At 56.7% G+C, this 19039-nt stretch carries 17 protein-coding genes; 7 read left to right on the top strand and 10 right to left on the bottom strand.

The window, feature by feature from the left end; all coding sequences use genetic code 11:
* Positions 1-21: 21 nt before the first annotated feature.
* From VHB22_RS03420 to VHB22_RS03410, 3 genes are all read right to left on the bottom strand, one after another.
* Positions 22-1161: a response regulator gene (locus VHB22_RS03420; protein WP_325455550.1), complete on the bottom strand. Its 1140-nt coding sequence runs from the start codon at positions 1159-1161 to the stop codon at positions 22-24.
* 193 nt (positions 1162-1354) lie between these two features.
* Entirely contained in the window at positions 1355-3025 is a 1671-nt protein-coding gene (locus VHB22_RS03415) for a sulfatase-like hydrolase/transferase (protein ID WP_325455549.1), read from the bottom strand.
* Between the two features lie 330 nt (positions 3026-3355).
* The gene (locus tag VHB22_RS03410) at positions 3356-4756 is read right to left on the bottom strand and encodes a glutamine synthetase family protein (protein WP_325455548.1); all 1401 of its coding nucleotides are present in this window, start codon (positions 4754-4756) and stop codon (positions 3356-3358) included.
* Between the two features lie 445 nt (positions 4757-5201).
* On the opposite strand from VHB22_RS03410, the gene VHB22_RS03405 reads away from it, so the two are divergent.
* The 5 genes from VHB22_RS03405 (at position 5202) to VHB22_RS03385 (ending at position 10703) form a co-directional block, all read left to right on the top strand.
* Positions 5202-6326 (top strand): polyamine ABC transporter substrate-binding protein, encoded by a 1125-nt coding sequence (locus VHB22_RS03405; protein ID WP_325455547.1) that lies wholly within the window; start codon positions 5202-5204, stop codon positions 6324-6326.
* A gap of 106 nt (positions 6327-6432) precedes the next feature.
* Positions 6433-7638: an ABC transporter ATP-binding protein gene (locus VHB22_RS03400; protein ID WP_325455546.1), complete on the top strand. Its 1206-nt coding sequence runs from the start codon at positions 6433-6435 to the stop codon at positions 7636-7638.
* A gap of 10 nt (positions 7639-7648) precedes the next feature.
* Positions 7649-8551, top strand: a complete 903-nt coding sequence (locus VHB22_RS03395) for an ABC transporter permease (RefSeq protein WP_325455545.1) — start codon at positions 7649-7651, stop codon at positions 8549-8551.
* Positions 8548-9372, top strand: coding sequence for an ABC transporter permease (locus tag VHB22_RS03390; RefSeq protein WP_325455544.1), 825 nt, complete (start codon positions 8548-8550; stop codon positions 9370-9372). The genes VHB22_RS03395 and VHB22_RS03390 overlap by 4 nt, the downstream gene beginning before the upstream one ends.
* A 53-nt stretch (positions 9373-9425) precedes the next feature.
* Entirely contained in the window at positions 9426-10703 is a 1278-nt protein-coding gene (locus VHB22_RS03385) for an FAD-binding oxidoreductase (protein WP_325455543.1), read from the top strand.
* 146 nt (positions 10704-10849) lie between these two features.
* Here VHB22_RS03385 and VHB22_RS03380 read toward each other — a convergent pair whose 3' ends face one another.
* The 4 genes from VHB22_RS03380 to VHB22_RS03365 all read right to left on the bottom strand — a co-directional run bounded on the left by VHB22_RS03380 (position 10850) and on the right by VHB22_RS03365 (position 15017).
* Positions 10850-11491, bottom strand: coding sequence for an NrsF family protein (locus VHB22_RS03380; RefSeq protein ID WP_325455542.1), 642 nt, complete (start codon positions 11489-11491; stop codon positions 10850-10852).
* Positions 11488-12045 (bottom strand): sigma-70 family RNA polymerase sigma factor, encoded by a 558-nt coding sequence (locus tag VHB22_RS03375; protein WP_325455541.1) that lies wholly within the window; start codon positions 12043-12045, stop codon positions 11488-11490. Before VHB22_RS03375 ends, VHB22_RS03380 begins: the two co-directional genes overlap by 4 nt.
* Positions 12046-12203: 158 nt before the next feature.
* Positions 12204-12590 carry a DUF3307 domain-containing protein gene (locus tag VHB22_RS03370; RefSeq protein WP_325455540.1) on the bottom strand — a complete coding sequence of 129 codons (387 nt, stop codon included), beginning with the start codon at positions 12588-12590 and terminating at the stop codon, positions 12204-12206.
* Between the two features lie 294 nt (positions 12591-12884).
* Positions 12885-15017 (bottom strand): molybdopterin oxidoreductase family protein, encoded by a 2133-nt coding sequence (locus VHB22_RS03365; RefSeq protein ID WP_325455539.1) that lies wholly within the window; start codon positions 15015-15017, stop codon positions 12885-12887.
* Between the two features lie 243 nt (positions 15018-15260).
* Between VHB22_RS03365 and VHB22_RS03360 the strand changes: the two genes are divergently transcribed.
* Positions 15261-15635 (top strand): DUF6980 family protein, encoded by a 375-nt coding sequence (locus VHB22_RS03360; RefSeq protein ID WP_325455538.1) that lies wholly within the window; start codon positions 15261-15263, stop codon positions 15633-15635.
* Positions 15636-15647: 12 nt separating this feature from the next.
* Here the strand turns inward: VHB22_RS03360 and VHB22_RS03355 are convergent, their stop codons facing one another.
* From VHB22_RS03355 to epmA, 3 genes are all read right to left on the bottom strand, one after another.
* Positions 15648-16730 carry a lysine-2,3-aminomutase-like protein gene (locus tag VHB22_RS03355; RefSeq protein WP_325455537.1) on the bottom strand — a complete coding sequence of 361 codons (1083 nt, stop codon included), beginning with the start codon at positions 16728-16730 and terminating at the stop codon, positions 15648-15650.
* A complete protein-coding gene (locus VHB22_RS03350; protein WP_325455536.1) occupies positions 16715-17188 on the bottom strand; it encodes a GFA family protein in 474 nt (157 codons plus the stop codon). Before VHB22_RS03350 ends, VHB22_RS03355 begins: the two co-directional genes overlap by 16 nt.
* 70 nt (positions 17189-17258) lie before the next feature.
* A complete protein-coding gene (gene epmA, locus VHB22_RS03345) occupies positions 17259-18299 on the bottom strand; it encodes an EF-P lysine aminoacylase EpmA (protein WP_325455535.1) in 1041 nt (346 codons plus the stop codon).
* Between the two features lie 152 nt (positions 18300-18451).
* On the opposite strand from epmA, the gene efp reads away from it, so the two are divergent.
* Complete coding sequence (gene efp, locus VHB22_RS03340) at positions 18452-19021, top strand: elongation factor P (RefSeq protein WP_325455534.1); 570 nt, start codon at positions 18452-18454, stop codon at positions 19019-19021.
* Positions 19022-19039 lie beyond the last annotated feature (18 nt).

Raw genomic sequence — 19039 nt, 5'->3', positions numbered from 1 at the left:
TAGATGATTTTTTAAGTTTTGTTAATGAGTTGAAGCAGTAAGCCCAGTTTGAGGCTTGGGCAGGCGTATCGACGCGGTTTCCGTACCCGCCGTATTGTCACTGGAAAGCAACAATTCGCCGCCAAAAGCCCACAATGCACTCCGGCATGCACGCTCGAGCTCCGGAATATGATTGCCTGGTGCACGGGGAATGGGGGCGATAATCCGCACTTCGTTGAACTCTTGGGATGGAACGAGTTCTATCAAGATGTCGGCGCCATTGCGGGCAAGGCGGATTGTCCGTCGCATGACATCGAGCAGGACGAATGTGATCACCTGCTTCGGCGCGCGGTATTGGAAATCATTCCGGGCATCCAGAGTGATGAACTTCCCGCTGGCGCTTCCCGTGACTTTTTCCATGACGGCGCTAGCCGTCTCGGTCATGGAGAAGGTCTGATTGCTTAGAGGTTCGCACAGGCTTTCCGCCAACGCCGAGATCGGTTCCGCAAGCGCCTTGCAATAGGCGATGTCGCGCTGCATTCGGCCTGCGGCTGCTCCCGCTTTTCCGGCGCGAAGCTGTGCCGACCAACTCGCGGTTTGAGATTGCCTGTTCGGTACCTGCAGAGCGGTCTGGAGTTCAGACATAGCAGAAAGCACGGAAGCTTCTGCTTCGAGCGACTGCAGTGGTCGCACAAGCTCACGGCTCAGAACGGCGAGCAACTCCAGGCTGGCATTTTCTGCGTCCGCAACCCGCTCCTCCTTGGCATCGGTGCGATCTTGCGCGCGTTCGACATGGAGGGCTTCCTGCATCGCCGAGCATAGCTCGTCGAGATCCCACGGCTTCGGCAGAAAGCAATGAATGCCCGCGCCGTTGATGGCTTGCTGCAAATCGATATTCGCGTAAGCGCTAGTCAGGATCCGGACAGCCTGGGGCCAAGATTTTCGCACGTTGCTGAGAAACGAAACGCCGCTATCGCGAGGCATGCGCTCATCGCTCACGACAACGGAAATTGCGTCGCCTTGGGATTCGAGAATTTTCAAAGCCGCGTCCGGCGAGTCTGCAGTGACGACGTTGGCGTAACGCCCGACGGAAGCTTTAAAATATTTGAGCGAGAGAGGCTCGTCGTCTACGAACAGAATAGTGCGGCCTCGAATTGCGTCTGTTTCCGGCTGAACATTCATCTGTTCGGTTCTCGTCCGTCGCTTAGCGCAATGTGCGGTTTCTATGCCTTGGGAAAGGCATTTCCCCGCGGCTATGCCACCATGTGATATTATAAATAATTTGAAACAATGCGTCTTTGTGGGTATTTTTCCGAATAATCAGTAGTAAGATTAAGTTTTTGTTTTCGCGTCGATCAAAACGGGATGCCGAGTGTCAGGGGGCATGCGCACTTTGAATTTCAATAATCTTCTTCGTGCCCCAGAGGTCGCGTGCCATGAAATATCTGTGCATCGGAACTGGCGCGTCGAACAAGGATGGCCCGTATAGCCTATTTACATCCGTCGGTTCGTAGCCCATCGAAACGAGAAGGGTCGGGAAAATTACTTCTGCCGACGCCATATTATACCACTTGTCACTGTTTCTTCGAAGTTTGGCCAAAAGCGTAGCATCTCCAGAAAAGGCAAGAAGAGGCACTTCTGCTTCGCCTCTGGACGCGTTAGGTCCATCGCAGTGCTGTCCCTTGGTGCCATTCTCGAACATGTTCTGTCCGTGATCGGATGAATAGATTATAAGTATATCGGGACGACGTAGCGTATCGCCTAGTTTTTCAAAAAACTCATCTACTCTCCAACGTATCGAACGAAGATATTCGCGGACAACAGCCCGCTGATCTTGCGAATACCTCATAGGCAAGGTATTTATGCCTTTTGGTTCATATTCGTAGTTGGGTGGTGCGTTATGACCGTCGTGGGGATAATGGACGCCGTATTTCTCAACGAAAATAAATTTTTTGCCGGGGTCTGCGAGAACGTTTTTTATGCGCTCTGCGACTTTGTTGTCGACTTCTATCTCGGGTTTAAAGGGGTATTGCTTTGAAATGAACTTTGCTTCGTGAGAGTTCATATAGCTATGATACATAAAACCATGTGCAAATGCATTCAGGTATATGGTTTTGTATCCTGCTCCCCTTGCATACTGCCAAAAAGTTGATTTGTGCAGGGTTTTATCTTTTCTGTCAGGAAGGTCCTTTGTCCGCGCGCCGGCACGAAGGGCAAGACGAGATGCCGCCGAACAATTCGCGATCGATGTGGCGATTCCATATGAAACACCTTCCTTAGCGGCTTTTGTTAGGTAAGGCGTGTCGTCAAGAGTTGGTCGATTGAGAGAAATGAAATCGCCTCGTACGCTCTCGTCGAGAATAAATACGATATTTGGTACACCAGAATTTGTAGGAACGATTGATATTTGATCTTTGTTGCCTGTGTAGTGCTTTTCAAACATGACAACGCGGAGCAAATAAGCCGGAACATTATATGGCGCGGGGAACACAAATCTCAGATAAGAATAAGGTTTCTGTGCCACAAATGCGGTGACGAAAAAGGCAAGCGGCAAGACAAAGAAAAAGACGTTAGGAAGTGAAATCTTTTTCGGCGGCGAAATTGCGGACCCAAAAAGAAAAACCGAGCCGATAATCAGATAGGGGATTGCGGCGTTACCGTATGCCTCGAGAGCAGCGCTCGTGCTGCCCAGTTCTGTCCAGCACAAATGAAGCAAATCATACGTCATTCGTTCCAGGTTGGGCTCTAGAGCACCAATTGATACCGCCGTCCTTTCAAAAATATATCCTGGTAGAATAGTAAGTGCCGACAAGACTCGTAATGTTGCGCTATTGAGAAATGGCGTTGCGACTATGGCGACAATCCCAATGGCAAAGCCAATCCAATATAACCAAATTCCATTACCATGGGCTGGGGGAAATCTTGTGAAAAGTGCTGGCGCTTGTCTGGCCAAATTTGACCAGGCTAAGGGAGCGGATAAAAGTAGAACGATAAGCGCGGCAAATTTTATGAAAATGCGGACGCGGTCCGAACCCAGCTTTGGCATAAGCTGATCCCCCAAATGCTTTCGGGGAGCATATATGTCATATAGCTGTCATAAAAGCGAGTGCCGCGGTCCAAATTTGAATGACGGCGCGAATAAATTGAACGTGGTGTCGAAATAAAACTCAGCTTTCGTATGGGTCAAGAATGTTTCTCATGGCGATTTGGCCATTGAGCCAGGATGCCATAAGTTTGTTTTAGACGAGCGCGATTGCGCGATATGTTTGCGTTCAGCCTCGCAAACCCACCGAGTAAAAGTTCCCGGCGAATCTTAGGGAAAAAGTCTGTTGCGCTTCCTGAGGTGGTCGAAAATCTTTTAGCCCGCTCCTGAGCGTCACACGCTCAAAAGCAGGTGCTCCCGTTCCCAGGGACTAATGACACGCATGAATTCCTCGAATTCGCTTCGCTTCAACGCCAAATAGACGTGGCAGAAGCGCTTGCCCAGCACGTCGTGCAGCGGCGTGCTTTCCTCGAAAGCGGTCAAGGCCTCCAGCAGTCCGCGCGGTAGCTGGTGGTCATTGCGATAGGCATTTCCGACAACCGCGGCGCGAGGCTCAATCGCGTTCTTCATCCCGAGATATCCGCATGCGAGGCTGGCGGCCAGTGCTAGATAGGGGTTGGAGTCGGCCCCCGCCAGCCGGTTCTCGACACGTCGCGCCGTATCGTCGGAAACCGGGATGCGCAGGCCTGCCGAGCGATTGTCGTAACCCCATTCGACATTGATCGGCGCTGCGCCGTTCGGGACTAAACGGCGATACGAATTGACGTAAGGCGCGAGGAGGCACATGGCGGCCGGCAGGTAGGTCTGTTGACCGGCAAGAAAGCTGAAGAAGAGCTTGCTCGGCTCGCCGTTGCCGAGTGTGAAGATGTTCTTTCCGCTTTTTTTATCGACCACGCTCTGGTGCACGTGCATGGCACTGCCTGGCTCATTCGCGAGCGGTTTCGCCATGAACGTCGCATAGCAATTGTGCGTGAAAGCGGCTTCGCGAATGGTGCGCTTGAAAAGGAAAACCTGATCGGCGAGATCGACCGGATCGCCGTGCAATAGATTGATTTCGAGCTGCGCCGCGCCGCCCTCTTGAATGATCGTATCGATCTTCAAATATTGCCGCTCGGCATACTCATAAATATCGTCGACGATTTTATCGTATTCGTCCACCGCGCCAAGGCTGTAAGCTTGGCGCCCTGCGCCGGGGCGGCCCGATCGCCCCGTCGGCGGTTCGAGCGGGTAATCGGGATCCGGGTTCATCTTGGTAAGGTAGAATTCGAGTTCCGGCGCAACGACGGGCCGCCAGCCTTCCTTTTCGTAGAGCGCGACAATGCGTTTCAAGACGTTACGCGGGGCAATCTCGACAGGTGTTCCATCCTGCCAGAGCGCATCGTGTATCACTTGCGCGGTCGGGCTCGACGCCCACGGCGCGGGCCTGATGGTTGCGAGATCGGGCACCATCATCAGGTCGCTCTCGGCGTAAAGCTCCTGGCCATCTTCTTCGAAGCCGACGTAGTCTCCCGTGATCGTCTGATGAAAGATCGAAATCGGCAGATGCACCGGATCGAGCTTGACGAACTTTTCCGCGGGCATCGTCTTGCCGCGCGCGACGCCTGCAATGTCAGGCACCGCGCAATCGATCTCTTCGATGCGATGCTGTCTCAGCCAATGTCGTAATGTTTCAGGCGTCGAACCAGCGCCGAATTCGCCGTCCTCGCCGGGGATAGCTCCGATTTGAGCCGTCATGAGTCACCTGGTCGTATATATTTTCGTCGTGCTGGTACGCGGCAATCAGCCTTCGCCGCGACAGTCGCCATCGGGGAGTCGGGTCTCCGACGAGCGTGCTTTCATAAGTCTCAGAGAGTAGGGCAGCTGGTAGAGGGAAGCGAGGCCGCAGCACCACTTTCCATGAGCATCATAAATAATGCCAGGCCTAAAGGCGAGGCCATCCGATCCGCTCAAAATGCAGGTTCTGGACGGCAAGCTTAATTCGCCCAATCTTGCGCCGCCATGATGTCGTAACAGGCAAAAGCCGTTTGTCCGGCGGTTTAGTGCAGGATGTTATTGTGCTTCGTAATTTAACTGGCAGAATAGTCGGCGTTGAGCAAAGGCCGTGTGACGCGGCAAGCCCTTTGTTGGGACAGGCTAGGCGCAGGGTCCGCTCGGGCACACCAGTCCGTGGAGACATTTAATGTTGACGTTCGGGAAAGTGGCGCGCCGCGCCGTGTATCTGTTTGCAGCTATTGCCTCTCTCATTTCGGGTCAACTCATTTGCCAACAAGCAGGCGCTGAGGAAAAAGTTGTCAGGGTCTACAACTGGTCGGACTATATCGATCCCTCCATTCTGACTGACTTCACAAAAGAGACTGGTATTAAAGTCGTCTACGACGTTTTCGATAGCAACGAGGTTCTCGAAACGAAGCTCCTGGCGGGCGGAAGCGGATATGACGTTGTCGTGCCGACCGGACCGTTTCTATCCCGTCAGATCGCGGCTGGCGTTTTTCAAAAGCTCGACAAGTCCAAGCTGCCGAACCTTGCCAACATGTGGCCGGAGATCATGAAGCAGTTGGCGATATACGATCCCGGCAATCAATACGCGATCAACTATATGTGGGGCACGACGGGTATCGGCTATAATGCGGCGAAGGTGAAGGAGCGCATGGCAAACGCGCCAGTCGATTCCTGGGATCTTGTGTTCAATCCTGACGTCATCTCTAAGTTCAAGGATTGCGGCGTCATGATGCTCGATGCGCCGGACGATATCCTTCCGGCGGCCTTGAACTATCTGGGGCTTGATCCCAACAGCAATAAGCCTGCGGACATCGAGAAAGCCGGAGCGCTGCTTGAGAAGGTTCGTCCGTATGTCCGGAAGTTCCATTCTTCCGAGTACATTAATGCGCTTGCCAATGGAGACATCTGCATTGCCGTTGGCTACTCGGGCGATATTTTGCAGGCGCGTAGCCGCGCGCAAGAAGCAAAAAACGGGCAGGAGATCGTCTACTCTTTGCCCAAGCAAGGCGCGCAGATGTGGTTCGACGAAATGGCCATTCCTGCGGATGCCAAGCACCCGGAGGAAGCGCATATTTTTCTAAATTACATGATGAAACCCGAGGTGATCGCCAAGGCATCGAACTATGTGTCCTATGCGAACGGCAACCTCGCATCACAGAAGATGCTCGACGATACGATCAAGTCGGATAAATCGATCTATCCCGATGCGGATACGATGAAGCGATTGTTCGTCAAGACCGCGTACGATCCGAAAACGCAACGTGTCGTAACACGCACATGGACGAAGGTGATCACGGGGCAGTAGCCCGGCAATCTGGAGGGTTCGGTCAATGACCGAGCCCTTTTCGTTTTGCGGGCGTCCGATCGAACAAAAATATTTTTGTCTAAGCGAGCCAGTCAAGGGAACGAGCATGACGGGGGGTGTAGTCGGAGGGATGAAGCACGACGCAACGGCATCGGCTCCGCAGCAGCGTGCCGGACCACGTACGGCCGCGCCTCAATCGGGCTTTGCGCCCTGGAAAGATCCGGATCTACCGCCGATCGTGCGGTTCGAAAACATCACCAAGCGCTTCGACGATTTCACGGCCGTCGATAACGTGACCCTCGATATTTACGAGCGCGAGTTTTTCGCGCTGCTCGGACCGTCAGGATGCGGAAAGAGCACGCTTCTGCGCATGCTGGCGGGATTCGAACGGCCGACGCACGGGCGGATGATCGTCGGAGGCCAGGACATCTCGGCACTGCCGCCTTACGAGCGTCCGGTCAACATGATGTTCCAGTCCTACGCACTTTTCCCGCATATGACGGTCGAGAAAAACATCGGCTTCGGGCTTCGGCAGGAGGGGATGCCGAAAGATAAGATCGCCACGCGAGTCGAGGAAGCAATGGCGATGCTGGAGTTGCGCCCATTCGCGAAGCGCAAGCCGAACCAACTGTCGGGCGGACAGCAGCAGCGCGTCGCGTTGGCCCGCGCCATCGCCAAGAAGCCGCGCATCGTCCTGCTCGACGAACCGCTCGGCGCACTCGACAAAAAGCTCCGCCAGCAGGCGCAATTCGAGCTAATGCGCATCCAGGAAACGACCGGCACGACCTTCATTATCGTGACGCATGACCAGGAAGAGGCGATGACGGTCGCAAGCCGCATTGCGGTCATGGAAAAAGGCGTCCTGGTCCAGGTCGCGACGCCGGGCGATATCTATGAAAATCCGAAGACCCGGTACATCGCGGGCTTCATAGGCGACGTCAATGTCTTCGAAGGGAATGTCTCCGCCCGCAGCGATGGATGCATCGAAATCGAAGGGAAAGATGGGCATCAGTTCAAAACCAGGAGCGGAGAGTCGGTCTCTGTCGGCCAACAGGTTTGGCTCGCGCTGCGACCGGAGAAGATTCGCATTTCGCATGACCAGCCGGCGAGCGCCGTTAATTCCATTCCCGGCAAGGTCGAGGACATCGGCTATCTCGGATCCATCTCGCACTATCACGTACGCACGCCAGGGGGACAGCGCGTTACGGCGCTCCGCGCAAATTCGGCGCATGCCGTCGAGCGCACGATCAATTGGGAAGAGAACGTCTGGCTCGATTGGCCAACTGACGCTGGTGTTATTCTGACGGGTTGAGGCGAGAGCGATGAGCACCAACACCGCAAACTATCGCCGCTGGTATGTGATCGGGCCGCCTTATCTGTGGTTGCTCGTCTTTTTCCTCATCCCGTTCTTCATCGTCTTCAAGCTGTCGTTATCCGATTCCGCGATCGCTATTCCGCCCTACGTGCCGATCTTCAGTTGGTCGACGGGAATATGGAACTTCCTCAAACAACTCGATTTCGAGAACTACACGTTTCTGTTCAGCGATCCTCTATACGTCAACGCCTATCTGTCGAGTCTCAAGATCGCGGCGATCTCGACGTTGCTTACGCTGCTTGTCGCGTATCCGATGGCCTACGGCATGGCGAAAGCGCCGAAAGCCTGGCAGCCGACGCTTATGATGCTTGTGATCCTGCCGTTCTGGACGTCCTTCCTGATCCGCATCTATGCCTGGATCGCCATTCTGAAACCCGAAGGGTTTCTCAGCCTGTTTCTCATGAAGCTTGGTTTCATTTCAGAGCCGTTACAAATCATGAACACGACGACGGCCGTTTATATCGGCATCGTGTATTCGTATCTGCCGTTCATGATCCTGCCGCTCTATGCGAGCCTTGAAAAGATCAATCCGGCTTTGCTTGAGGCGGCGCAGGATCTCGGATCGCAGCCCTGGCGTGCATTCTGGCAAATCACATTTCCGCTGTCGTTGCCGGGCGTGCTTGCGGGCTGTCTGCTCGTTTTCATTCCGGCTGTCGGCGAGTTTGTCATTCCGGATCTTCTCGGCGGGTCCGATACGCTGATGATCGGAAAGACATTGTGGTCCGAATTTTTCAGCAACCGCGACTGGCCGCTCGCATCGGCGGTCGCGGTGATTTTGCTGCTGGTGCTGATCATTCCGATCGTCCTGTTCCAGCGGCAGCAGGAAGCGGTCCGGGAGGCGGGGCGATGAACAACCGGTTTTCCTGGTTTAATGCGACGTCGCTGACGTTCGGTTTCGCATTCCTTTACATTCCGATCCTGCTTCTCGTGATTTTCAGCTTCAACGAGTCGAAGCTGGTAACGGTGTGGGCCGGTTGGTCCACGAAGTGGTATGGGTCACTGCTCCAGAACCAATCGCTAAAAGACGCGGCATGGGTAACGATCCGTGTTGCGTTCGTATCGGCAACGGTTGCGACAGTTTTGGGGACGCTTGCGGCGTTGGCGTTGACACGGATGGGCCGGTTTCGCGGCCGGACACTATTCTCGGGGATGATCTTTGCGCCGCTCGTCATGCCCGACGTCATAACCGGCTTGTCGCTGCTTCTGGTTTTCGTGGCGCTCAACATCGATCGCGGCATCGGGACGATTACGCTGGCGCATATCACGTTTACGATGTGTTATGCGGCGGTTGTCGTGCAGGCGCGATTGCAGGACTTCGACAAGTCGGTCGAGGAAGCGGCGATGGATCTTGGCGCGACGCCGGTGCGCACATTTTTTCAGGTGACGTTGCCGATCATCGCGCCGTCTGTCGTTTCCGCGTGGCTTCTGGCGTTTACGCTTTCGTTGGACGATCTGGTGATTGCAAGCTTCACCACGGGGCCTGGCGCGACGACGCTGCCGATGAAAATCTATAGCCAGGTCCGGCTCGGGGTAACCCCGGAGATTAATGCCATCTCGACGATCTTGATCGGAATCGTGACGTTCGGTGTTCTGTGTGCGGCTTACTTCAGCCGTCGCCAGACGCAGCGTGCGGAACGGGAGCGCCGCTTGGCTTTCGGCGCGACGGACTAAGCGGTCAATCCGGCGGTTTGTGCTTTCCTGGAAAGCACGATAATCGTGCCATCGTGACAGGGAAAAACCACATAGCATCGTACTACGCCGCGACGGCGAACGACCCGACACGATATCCGTCGCTCGAAGGCGCGATCAAGGCCGACGTTTGCGTCATCGGCGGCGGTTTCTCAGGCGTTGCAACAGCGCTGACAATGGCCGAACGCGGGCGATCGGTCGTGCTTCTCGAAGCCCATCGCATCGGTTGGGGCGCGTCGGGCCGCAACGGCGGCCAGATGATAGGCGGCATCAGCGGCGAAGCGATGATCGAGCAGCAACTCGGCAAAGAGGGTGCAAAGCTCGTGCGTGACATTCGTTACCGCGGGCACGAAATCATAGAACAGCGCATCGCGAAGTACGGCATTGAATGTGATCTGAAGTACGGTTGGATGGAAGTCGCGGCGCGGCCGCGGCACATGCAGTCCATCCGCGCCCAGTTCGAACAGCGGGTGCGGGAAGGGGAGGGCGGTCATCTCGAATTGGTCGAGCCCGAAGATCTGCCGCGCGTGCTTGGCACGTCGGCGTATCACGGCGGGTTCATAGACCGGCGCAGCGGACATTTGCACGGGCTCAATCTCTGCCTTGGCGAAGCGCGGGCTGCCTCCGCACTCGGCGTCAAAATTTTCGAACATACGCGCGTCATTGCCCTCGAAGGTGGCGCCAAGCCATGGGTCAAAACGGAAAAAGGACGAGTAGAAGCCGGCACGGTTGTTATCGGCGGCGAAATCTTCGACCACTTCGGTCTGTTGCGGCTTAAAGGATTGATGCTGCCGACCGGGAGCTACATCATCGCGACCGAGCCCTTAAGCGAAGGCATTGTTGCGCAGATCAATCCGCAAGATCTCGCCGTATGCGACAGCAATGTCGTGCTTGATTATTATCGGCTGTCTGCGGATCGCCGGATGCTATTCGGCGGACGCTGTAACTATTCGAACCGCGATCCGAAAGATATCGGCGCCTCGATCCGTCCCCGCATGATCGAGATTTTTCCGCAGCTCAAGAATGCGAAGATCGATTTCGCGTGGGGTGGCCGTATCGCAATTGTCTTAAATCGTGTGCCGGTCATCGAACGCCTGGCGCCAAATCTGTACGTGCTGCAAGGCTACTCGGGCCACGGCGTCAACGCCACGCATATCGCGGCAGAAATTGTGTCGGATGCTATCTGTGGGACGACCGAAAGATTCGACCTTTTTGATCGCATCCGGCATACGCGCTTGCCGCTCAGCGGCTGGTTCGGCAATCAGATGCTGGCGCTCGGCATGCTTTACTATCGGTTGCGTGACTTGCTTTAGATCGGAGCCCTTGTCTGCGATTGCGGAGTATATGTGCTTCAGACATCGCCCCTTACGAATTGCGCCTAACCCCTTCGCGTCAAGGGAGGGGGAATAAACTACTTCTCCCCTTCCCTGGACGGGTACGGGGCGGGGGAGTGCGGCCGCTACCAGCGCAAAAAGCGCGAACCGGCGAGCGCGCCGAGGACGGCCATTACTGCAAAGCCGACTGGATACCAAACCGCCACGAAAAGCGGGCTGTCATCCGGACAATGGCTCGCGTAAAGCGTGGCGCCAATTCCAGCGGAAAGGACGCCCCCAATCGCGCCCGCAATCACTGGATGGCTCGGTGCGCCCGATTTCAGGGCGTAGAGCATTGCTAGGAAGGGCGCGACCGACAGTATCGGTATAATCGTCATGCAATAGAAGGAATTATGCCCAATCATGCGCTGATGCCAGTCGCCCGATGGCACGACGGCTAGCTCCATTCCAATTCCGAGCAGGAGAAGCGCCGGTCCAAACGCCAGCCACCAAAGGCTTCGGCCAGGATCGAAATCGGGCCGCGAGAGGCCGCGCACGATAAAAAACGCCGGAATAGCAATGCTCAGCATGACAATCAGCTTGAACGTGTATCGCACCGAATTCGTCAATAGTTGCGGAAAATCAGGACGCGGTCCAAGCGTGACCATGAAGGCGATGAGCGACACCACGGCACCAATGGCAAGCGCAACCGCAAACGTGCGCGCAATCGGCGGCTCGACGCTTTTGGCGTCGGCTGCAAGCGCATTGATGAGGTCGTCTGTCTTCATCCCGCTTTCTCTTGATAGGTATCGGCCAGTGTTTTCAGGCTTCGATGCAGCGCGACGCGAACGGCAACTTCCGTCATGCCGAGTCGGTCAGCGACATCCCGCGCCGAGTGGCCGTCAATGCTGATCGACCTCACGATGTCACGGTTGCGGTCGGACAACCCGTTCAACACACGATCAACGTCGTGAGCGTCGATGGAAGCCTGCTGGTCCTCACCTTCGATATCGAACTGAGACAGGTCCAGCGCGACCTCGGGCCGGCGGCCACGACGGCGCAGATCGTCGATCATTTTATTGCGCGCAATGGCCAAGACCCACGGCCCCAAGGGCATCGCCGGATCCCAGGTGTGCCGCTTCAGATGAACGGCCAGCAATACGTCCTGTACCACGTCTTCCACATCGTCGCGCGCCACGCCGACACCAGCGAAGCCGCGCCGGACGACTCCTCTCAAAAGCCGGGAAAGTTCCGCGAGAAGCTTGCGGTAAGCCGCCTCGTCGCCCGCAATAGCGGTGCGCATCAGCTCCGACCATTCCGCGTCTCGAGCCTTCCGGTCCAAAAATCATGCCTTCCAGAAGTTTCGCCAGCGGAAACCAAAACGTTACATCACAGCCGCGATATCAGCGCAGAATGCCCGGAGCGGCTAGCCCGTCGCATATGGCAGAGAGGCAGGGCGGTTCGCAAGATGGCAGAGTCGCGGGGCTCAGACACGGTGCTTCAGCCTATAGGAAGCCAGATCCAGAGAATGGCAACATAGGTCAGCCCATGCAGGAACTGATCAAGCCCAAGCGCGCACCAATATTGGCGATCGGCGAACTTCCAGCCGTAGTGGCGGACGACCTGCTCCTTCATCCAGTCGATGTGATAGTGCACGACGAATTCGGCCGTCAAAAGGGTGAAGGCGAGCGCTGCACTGCCGGCCGGAAAGAGAAGAAAAACTGGCAAAGTCAATATGATATGGGTGAACGCATGCAGCACGCCGCCCGGCGCGCCATAGGTGCCCTTCTGGCTGTAGATGAACGGCGTCTGTAGGAAGAAGTCGGCGACGGCATGCTTCGCCAGCAGATATATGATCGCGGCCAGAGCCGCGTGTGTCGGTGCCATGGGTATCCCGTGCTTTGGGCGGCCGACCGTGTTTCTTGTGGAATGCTCTGCGTAAGCAGAAGGTAAGGCGGCCGCAGGTGCTTTTTGGGTCTGTTGGTAACGCAACCAAACATGCGCCGCTGTCACCCGGGGAACAGGGCGACATCACTATTTGTGGCCCCGAATGAAATACTGTCATCCGAGCCGAGGCGAAGCGGAGAGCCGGGACCAGACCGGCGTTCCTGGGCAAGCCCCGGATCTCGCCGCAGATGGGGCTCGCCCAAGACGACAAACGGGGTAATGTTGTCCTTCGCGTCAGTTGACGCGCTGGACCTCGACAAGGTTGTCGGAGAAGGTCGGCGCGCGCCCGAGGCCCGACCACGCGTCAGATGAGATACAATTCACCGAGCCGTCGGAGCGGTTCAACGAGCGCCAGTAGCCGAGCGTGGCAACGACGACACCGTCGGGAACATCGTCGGTCACGCGTGCAACGCCTTCGAAATCGCCACGGTCATTATAAACGCGGACCGGATCGCCGTCGCGGACGGAGCGTCTTTGCGCGTCGCCGGGCGAGATCATGACGAACTGGTCGCCTTGAACTTTGATCTTGTGCGGCTCGTTGGCGTAGCACGAGTTGAGGAATGCGTGACTCTTCGGCGAGATGATGTTGAGCGAATAGAGCCTGGCGCGTTCCGGGTTGGTCTCGGGCCGCTCACGCGCTGGCACGTAACCCGGCAATGGATCGACGTCTTCGCCCGATTGCTCGCCTTCGTACATCGCGCGGAACGGTCCCGCGACGAAGTTCTTCGCATCGTGCAGCAGGAATTCCACCTTGCCCGAAGGCGTCGGGAACTTGCCTTCAGCATGCGGCGTGCGCGTATCGGCCGGCCCAACGTCAATCTTATAGAAGCCGTGCTGCTTGAAATATTCCATGTCGATGCCGCCCATCTTCGGGTCGGACCAGTTGATATATTCGGCGCAAAGCTCGCTGTCGGTCATTTTGAAGACCGGATCGTCGAAGCCCATCTCTTTCGCGAGCAGACGCCACATATCGCTCGTCGGCTTGCATTCGCCGGGGGGATCGACGGCCTTCTGATTGTACGTCAGATAGAAGTGCCCCCAGGACCACATCATGTCCTCGGCTTCGCCGGCCATCGCGGCAGGAAGCACGATGTCGGCGTATTTGGCGGTATCGGTGAGGAAATGCTCTGAGACGACTGTGAACAGATCCTCGCGCTGCAAGCCTTCGACGATCTTGTTCGTTTCAGGCGCCTGCGAAACGGGATTCGTGCAGAACACGAACAGGCTCTTGATCGGCGGATCGAGCTTCATTTCGCCTGTCAGCGCCGCGCCAAGGCGCAGATTGTTGACCACGCGCGTGCCGGGCTTGATCCAGTCCGGACGTGCGGCCTTTACCCAGTCGATCGGGAAATCCCAGAGCGGCATCTGCAGGAGACCACCGCCGACGTGGCGCCATGATCCTACAAGGGCCGGCAGACAACATGCGGCACGGATCGCCTGAGCGCCGCCGGCGCTCCGCTCCAGCGCAACGCCGATGCGTATAACGGAAGGCTGAGCCGTCGCGAATTCACGCGCGAATTTCTGGACATCGGCAGCTTTTACGCCGGTGACCTTCTCGACGTATTCGGGCGTGAAGTCGGCGGCGCGTTCCTTCAGCTCGGGATAACCGTAGGTGTAATTGTCGACGTAATCCTGGTCGACCAAGCCCTGCTGAATGATGGAATTGATGAAGCCCATCGCCAGCGCGCCATCGGTGCCCGGCTTCGGGCAGATGTGCCAGTCACCGGCCTTCGCGGTGCGCGATTTATAGGAATCGATGACGACGACTTTGGCGCCGCGCTTTTGGGCTTCGAGAACGAATGGCCAATGATGAAGATTGGTCGAAATCGAATTGCACGCCCAGATGACGATGAATTTCGAATGGACAAAGCTTTCGGGATCGACGCCACCGGTTGGGCCGACGGTCAAAAGCCAGGCCGTTGATGAGCCCGAGGCGCAGAAGGTCTTTTCGTTGACCGTCGTTCCGAGCTTGTTGAAGAATGGATCGCCGGAATTGATGCCTTGCACGAGGCCCATATTGCCGAGGTAGCTGTAAGGCATGATGGCCTGCGAGCCGTATTCGGAAATAATCTCGCGCCACCGCGAGCCGATTTCGGAAATTGCCTCATCCCAGGTAATACGCTTGAATTTTCGCGAGCCTTTCGGACCGGAACGCTTGAGTGGATACATCAGGCGATCAGGATTGACATGGTGATCATGAAAATCCTTGAGCTTGACGCATAAGCCGCCGCGCGTCATCGGGTGGTCTTTGTTGCCGCGCACATCAACAAGCCTGCCGTCGACGACCTCGTAGATCATTGCGCAGGTGTCCGGACAGTCATGTGGACATGCGCCGAAAAACTTATCGCGCTTAAGCTGCTCGTTCATGTTTCATCCCTGGCTGATTTGCCCCGCTTCAGGAGGTCTTTGCCCGTTATATTGTGACAGTTTGGCACTGGAAGGTACCAATCCCAAGCAAAATTCATCGCGAACGGTGACAAATATCCGTGTGCACAAAAACATGCGCCGAGTATTTAGCAATCCACTGATTTTCTATGACAATCTGAGGATTGATCGAAAGTAGCAATGCGTGTGGAATAGCTGTTGTTGCCTTCTGGAAGAGTCGCCCCTGTGTCGAAAACACTGTTTCCGGACCGACGAGTCATCTGGTTGCCGCTTGGGGACTGGAGCCCGCCTACGCGTTCGGTCGTCCATTGCTGCGCTTCGATGGTGAAGGCGCTCGAATTCGATTGCGACCAGCACGCAGACCCGTTCGACTGCGCAGATGCGCTCATTGTCTACAATGAAGTCATGGATGAATACGGCCTGATCATCCATGACGGCACGGCATCATATCTATTGATCGACCATTGCCCGTGGTGCGGAACGAAGCTTCCGGAAAGCGCGCGGGACAAATGGTTCGATGAGGTCGATGCGCTCGACCTTGGCAAAGGCGTCGATCCGCCTGCCCGATATTTTACGAGCGAATGGCGTCGCCGGATTTAGGCCGTTCGCGTCTTACGGCGTGTCAGCCGCGGTACAACAGTCGTCGTAAAAATGCTCACGCCCATGTGCATCGTGAATGCGGGTCCGTCCACGTGCATCGAACGAACTATAGCTATCCAGCGGCACCTTTCCGTATGCGCCCGGGAGATCGAGCACGTAGGTCGGCAAGGCAAGACCTGACAGGCGTCTGCGCAATTCGCGCATCAGCTCCTGACCTCTGGCGATTGTTGTCCGAAAGTGCGCCGTCCCCGGCGCAAGATCGCCATGGTGAAGATAATACGGCTTCACTCGATTTTCGACGAGCGCGCGCATCAAGCCTTCCAGAGTATCGGCATCGTCATTCACGCCTCGGAGAAGAACAGTCTGACTGACGAGCGGAATTCCGGCGTCGACGAGCTTGGCGATGGCGGAGCGCGCCGCGTCAGTCAGTTCGCGGACGTGGTTGGTGTGAAGACCGACGAAGGCCGTTTTGTTTGTTGTACGCAGCGCATCGACAAGCTCGTCCGTGATGCGCTCCGGATCGACGACAGGGACACGTGTGTGCCAACGAAGGACCTTGACGTGCGAGACGTCAGATAGCGCTTGTGTCACCTCGCGGATGCGGCGTGGGGAAAGGACAAGCGGATCGCCGCCGGTCAGGATGACTTCCCAAATCTGGGGCGTGCGCCGGATATAATCCAACGCAGCTGCAAAATCGTCCGCGGAGAGCGCCTCGCCGTTTTCAGGACCGACCATTTCGCGGCGGAAGCAGAAGCGGCAATAGACAGGACAGACGCTCGCGATTTTCAGCAAAACCCGATCCGGATAACGATGCACGATGCCGGGCGCTGGGCTTTTTATGATGTCGCCGATGGGATCGCTGCGCTCGGCGGGATGCGTTTCGAGTTCGCGGCCATCGGGCAAGAATTGCCGGGCAATCGGATCGTTCGGATTGCCTGTGTCGATCAGGCTCGCAATGGTGGGCGTGAGCGCAATGGCATAACGCGCGCCCACTTCACTTAACAGGGACGATGCGGCGCGCGGCATCAGACCGGCGGCGATGAGATCGTCACCAGAGGTGAGCTTTCGCGTAATGCGTTTTATTTCTGCGGCCATTGCGCGGTGTCGTGATCCGGGTGCTGGTGAGAAACGAGCTGCTTTAAAAACGGCGCCGCGTTCGTATCGGCAAGCGTGTGATGCGCGGGGAGTGCCGGAATCGTATCGACGTAGGGGAGCTTACCTTCAATGCCCCACTGCAGCTTGGGCGTAATGTTTTGCGGATTGTCGAACGCACCGATCGCAACCGCGATGCCGTCGGGCGCCTCGTACGTCAGCGGTGTGCCGCATTCGGCGCAGAAACCGCGCTCGACAAAATTCGACGAGCGGAATTTTTTCGGCGCGCCACGTGTCCACGTGAGCTTCGCGTTGCGCACCGAAACGAGAGGCGCATAGAAACTGCCGAACGCTTTCTGACACATGCGGCAGTGGCAGACGGAAGCATCTCCCAATTGGCCTGCAATGCGAAAGCGCACCGCTCCGCACTGGCATCCGCCTGAATGTGTTTGCTCGTGCATTGCTCTTCTCCCTCTCCCCATTCCCTGCACTCAAATGGGGAGGGGGACGTGATAATCCAATTACTTGCCCTCATTCGGGCAGTGGCGTCCAGATCACCTGATCGACCCGTTCGGCGCCGGTCGCGAGCATGACGAGCCGGTCGAAGCCGAGCGCGCAGCCCGATGCCTTGGGCATTTGCTCCAGAGCGGAAAGGAAATCCTCATCGATCGGGTAGCGTTCTCCGTAGATCTGACTTTTCTCCGCCATCCATCTTTCGAAGCGGCGGCGCTGTTCCTCGGCATCGGTCAGTTCTCCGAAGCCGTTCGCCATCTCGACACCGCAAGTATAGAGCTCGAAGCGTTCCGCAACGGCCGGATCGCGAGGCGACGGGCGCGCAAGCGCAGCCTCGCTTGCAGGGTATTCGTAAAGGATCGTGGGATACCGGCGGCCGAGTTCGGGTTCGATTTTCTCCACCACCACACGGCTGAAAATATCCGACCACGTATCATCCGTTGAGACGCGAATGCCGTTCGCCTCAGCCAAGGCCGCGAAGCGCTCACGATCGACGCCGTCGGTCGATAGCGTTTTGCAAAGGGGAATATGCGCGAATTGCTCAAATGCCTTAGTGAGTGTGAGTTTTTGAAATGGACCTGCGGCTTCGCACGTTTTGCCTCGATACGTCCAAGTCGCGCGCCGGGTAATATCGCTTGCAATCGTAAGGATGGCCGCGCAGTCGCGCCAAAGCGTCTCGTAGTCGTCATCGGCGCGATACCATTCCAGCATCGTGAATTCCGGAGCGTGCAGTGCGCCACGCTCGCGGTTGCGAAAAACGGGGGCGAATGTAAAAATTTTCGTCTCGCCCGCAGCGAGCAGTTTTTTCATGGCAAATTCCGGCGAGGTATGCAGGTAAAGATCCCGGCGCGCGAGATCAGTACCGACAAGCTCGGTGCGGAATGCGTGTAGGTGCGTCTCGTTGCCGGGAGAGATTTGCAGACATCCGGCGTCGATTTCGAGGAAACCTTCGGAGCCAAACCACTCCCTCAATGCGGCCTTGATACGGCTTCGCGCCACGAGAAAGGGCCTGCGATCCGAATGCCGGCCGGGGTTCCACCAGGGTGAAGATTGGGACATGGCTGAAATTAGGGCTTTTGCGGTGCCGTTGCCGCACTTGGCGACGCGAGGGTAAGCGGGTAAGAGACGCGTCAGATTCCCATGAGGATACCGACTGACCGGCCGTCCAGCGGACGGGCGCGGCATTTCGAATTTCAGAACGGAGACGTTAGGTGGTCAAGGTTATCGCAAGCTCGGTCCGCAAAGGCAATGTTCTCGATCTCGACGGCAAGCTCGCCGTCGTGATGCATGCGGAAAACATTCATCCCGGAAAGGGAACGCCCGTTACCCATCTCGAAATGCGGCGGATCGCCGACGGCGTGAAGGTGGTTGAACGTTACCGGACGACCGATCAGGTCGAGCGCGCCTACCTCGATGAAAAAGACTTCAATTTCCTTTACGAAGACGACATGGGGTACAACTTCATGCACCCCGAGACATTCGACCAGATCACCATTCCCAAGGACGTTTTGGGAGATCAAGGCCAGTGGCTGCAGGAAGGCATGACCTGCCTCGTCGCTCTACACGAAGGCAACCCGATTTCGGTCGAGCTGCCGCAGCGCGTGACGTTCGAGATCGTCGAAGCCGATCCTGTGGTTAAGGGGCAAACCGCGTCGTCGTCCTACAAGCCGGCCAAGCTTTCAAACGGTGCGCGCGTAATGGTGCCGCCGCATATCGGTGCAGGCACACGCGTCGTTGTGATGACAGCGGACGGTTCTTACGTCGAACGCGCCAAGGACTGATTGATCTCTGAGCTGCGA

It is taken from the genome of Hyphomicrobium sp. (assembly GCF_035548195.1).
GTDB lineage: Bacteria > Pseudomonadota > Alphaproteobacteria > Rhizobiales > Hyphomicrobiaceae > Hyphomicrobium_B.
Note: the sequence above shows the minus strand (reverse complement) of the source record. Positions and strands in the feature narration are given on the sequence as shown.

Excerpts from the sequence above, each read along its gene's own strand:
- VHB22_RS03355 (WP_325455537.1), bottom strand. The coding sequence starts at position 16,730 with ATGGCCGCAGAAATAAAACGCATTACGCGAAAGCTCACCTCTGGTGAC.
- VHB22_RS03370 (WP_325455540.1), bottom strand. The coding sequence starts at position 12,590 with ATGGCACCGACACACGCGGCTCTGGCCGCGATCATATATCTGCTGGCG.
- VHB22_RS03395 (WP_325455545.1), top strand. The coding sequence starts at position 7,649 with ATGAGCACCAACACCGCAAACTATCGCCGCTGGTATGTGATCGGGCCG.
- VHB22_RS03420 (WP_325455550.1), bottom strand. The coding sequence starts at position 1,161 with ATGAATGTTCAGCCGGAAACAGACGCAATTCGAGGCCGCACTATTCTG.
- VHB22_RS03390 (WP_325455544.1), top strand. The coding sequence starts at position 8,548 with ATGAACAACCGGTTTTCCTGGTTTAATGCGACGTCGCTGACGTTCGGT.
- VHB22_RS03415 (WP_325455549.1), bottom strand. The coding sequence starts at position 3,025 with ATGCCAAAGCTGGGTTCGGACCGCGTCCGCATTTTCATAAAATTTGCC.
- VHB22_RS03410 (WP_325455548.1), bottom strand. The coding sequence starts at position 4,756 with ATGACGGCTCAAATCGGAGCTATCCCCGGCGAGGACGGCGAATTCGGC.
- VHB22_RS03380 (WP_325455542.1), bottom strand. The coding sequence starts at position 11,491 with ATGAAGACAGACGACCTCATCAATGCGCTTGCAGCCGACGCCAAAAGC.
- VHB22_RS03405 (WP_325455547.1), top strand. The coding sequence starts at position 5,202 with ATGTTGACGTTCGGGAAAGTGGCGCGCCGCGCCGTGTATCTGTTTGCA.
- VHB22_RS03365 (WP_325455539.1), bottom strand. The coding sequence starts at position 15,017 with ATGAACGAGCAGCTTAAGCGCGATAAGTTTTTCGGCGCATGTCCACAT.
- VHB22_RS03400 (WP_325455546.1), top strand. The coding sequence starts at position 6,433 with ATGACGGGGGGTGTAGTCGGAGGGATGAAGCACGACGCAACGGCATCG.
- VHB22_RS03350 (WP_325455536.1), bottom strand. The coding sequence starts at position 17,188 with ATGCACGAGCAAACACATTCAGGCGGATGCCAGTGCGGAGCGGTGCGC.
- epmA (WP_325455535.1), bottom strand. The coding sequence starts at position 18,299 with ATGTCCCAATCTTCACCCTGGTGGAACCCCGGCCGGCATTCGGATCGC.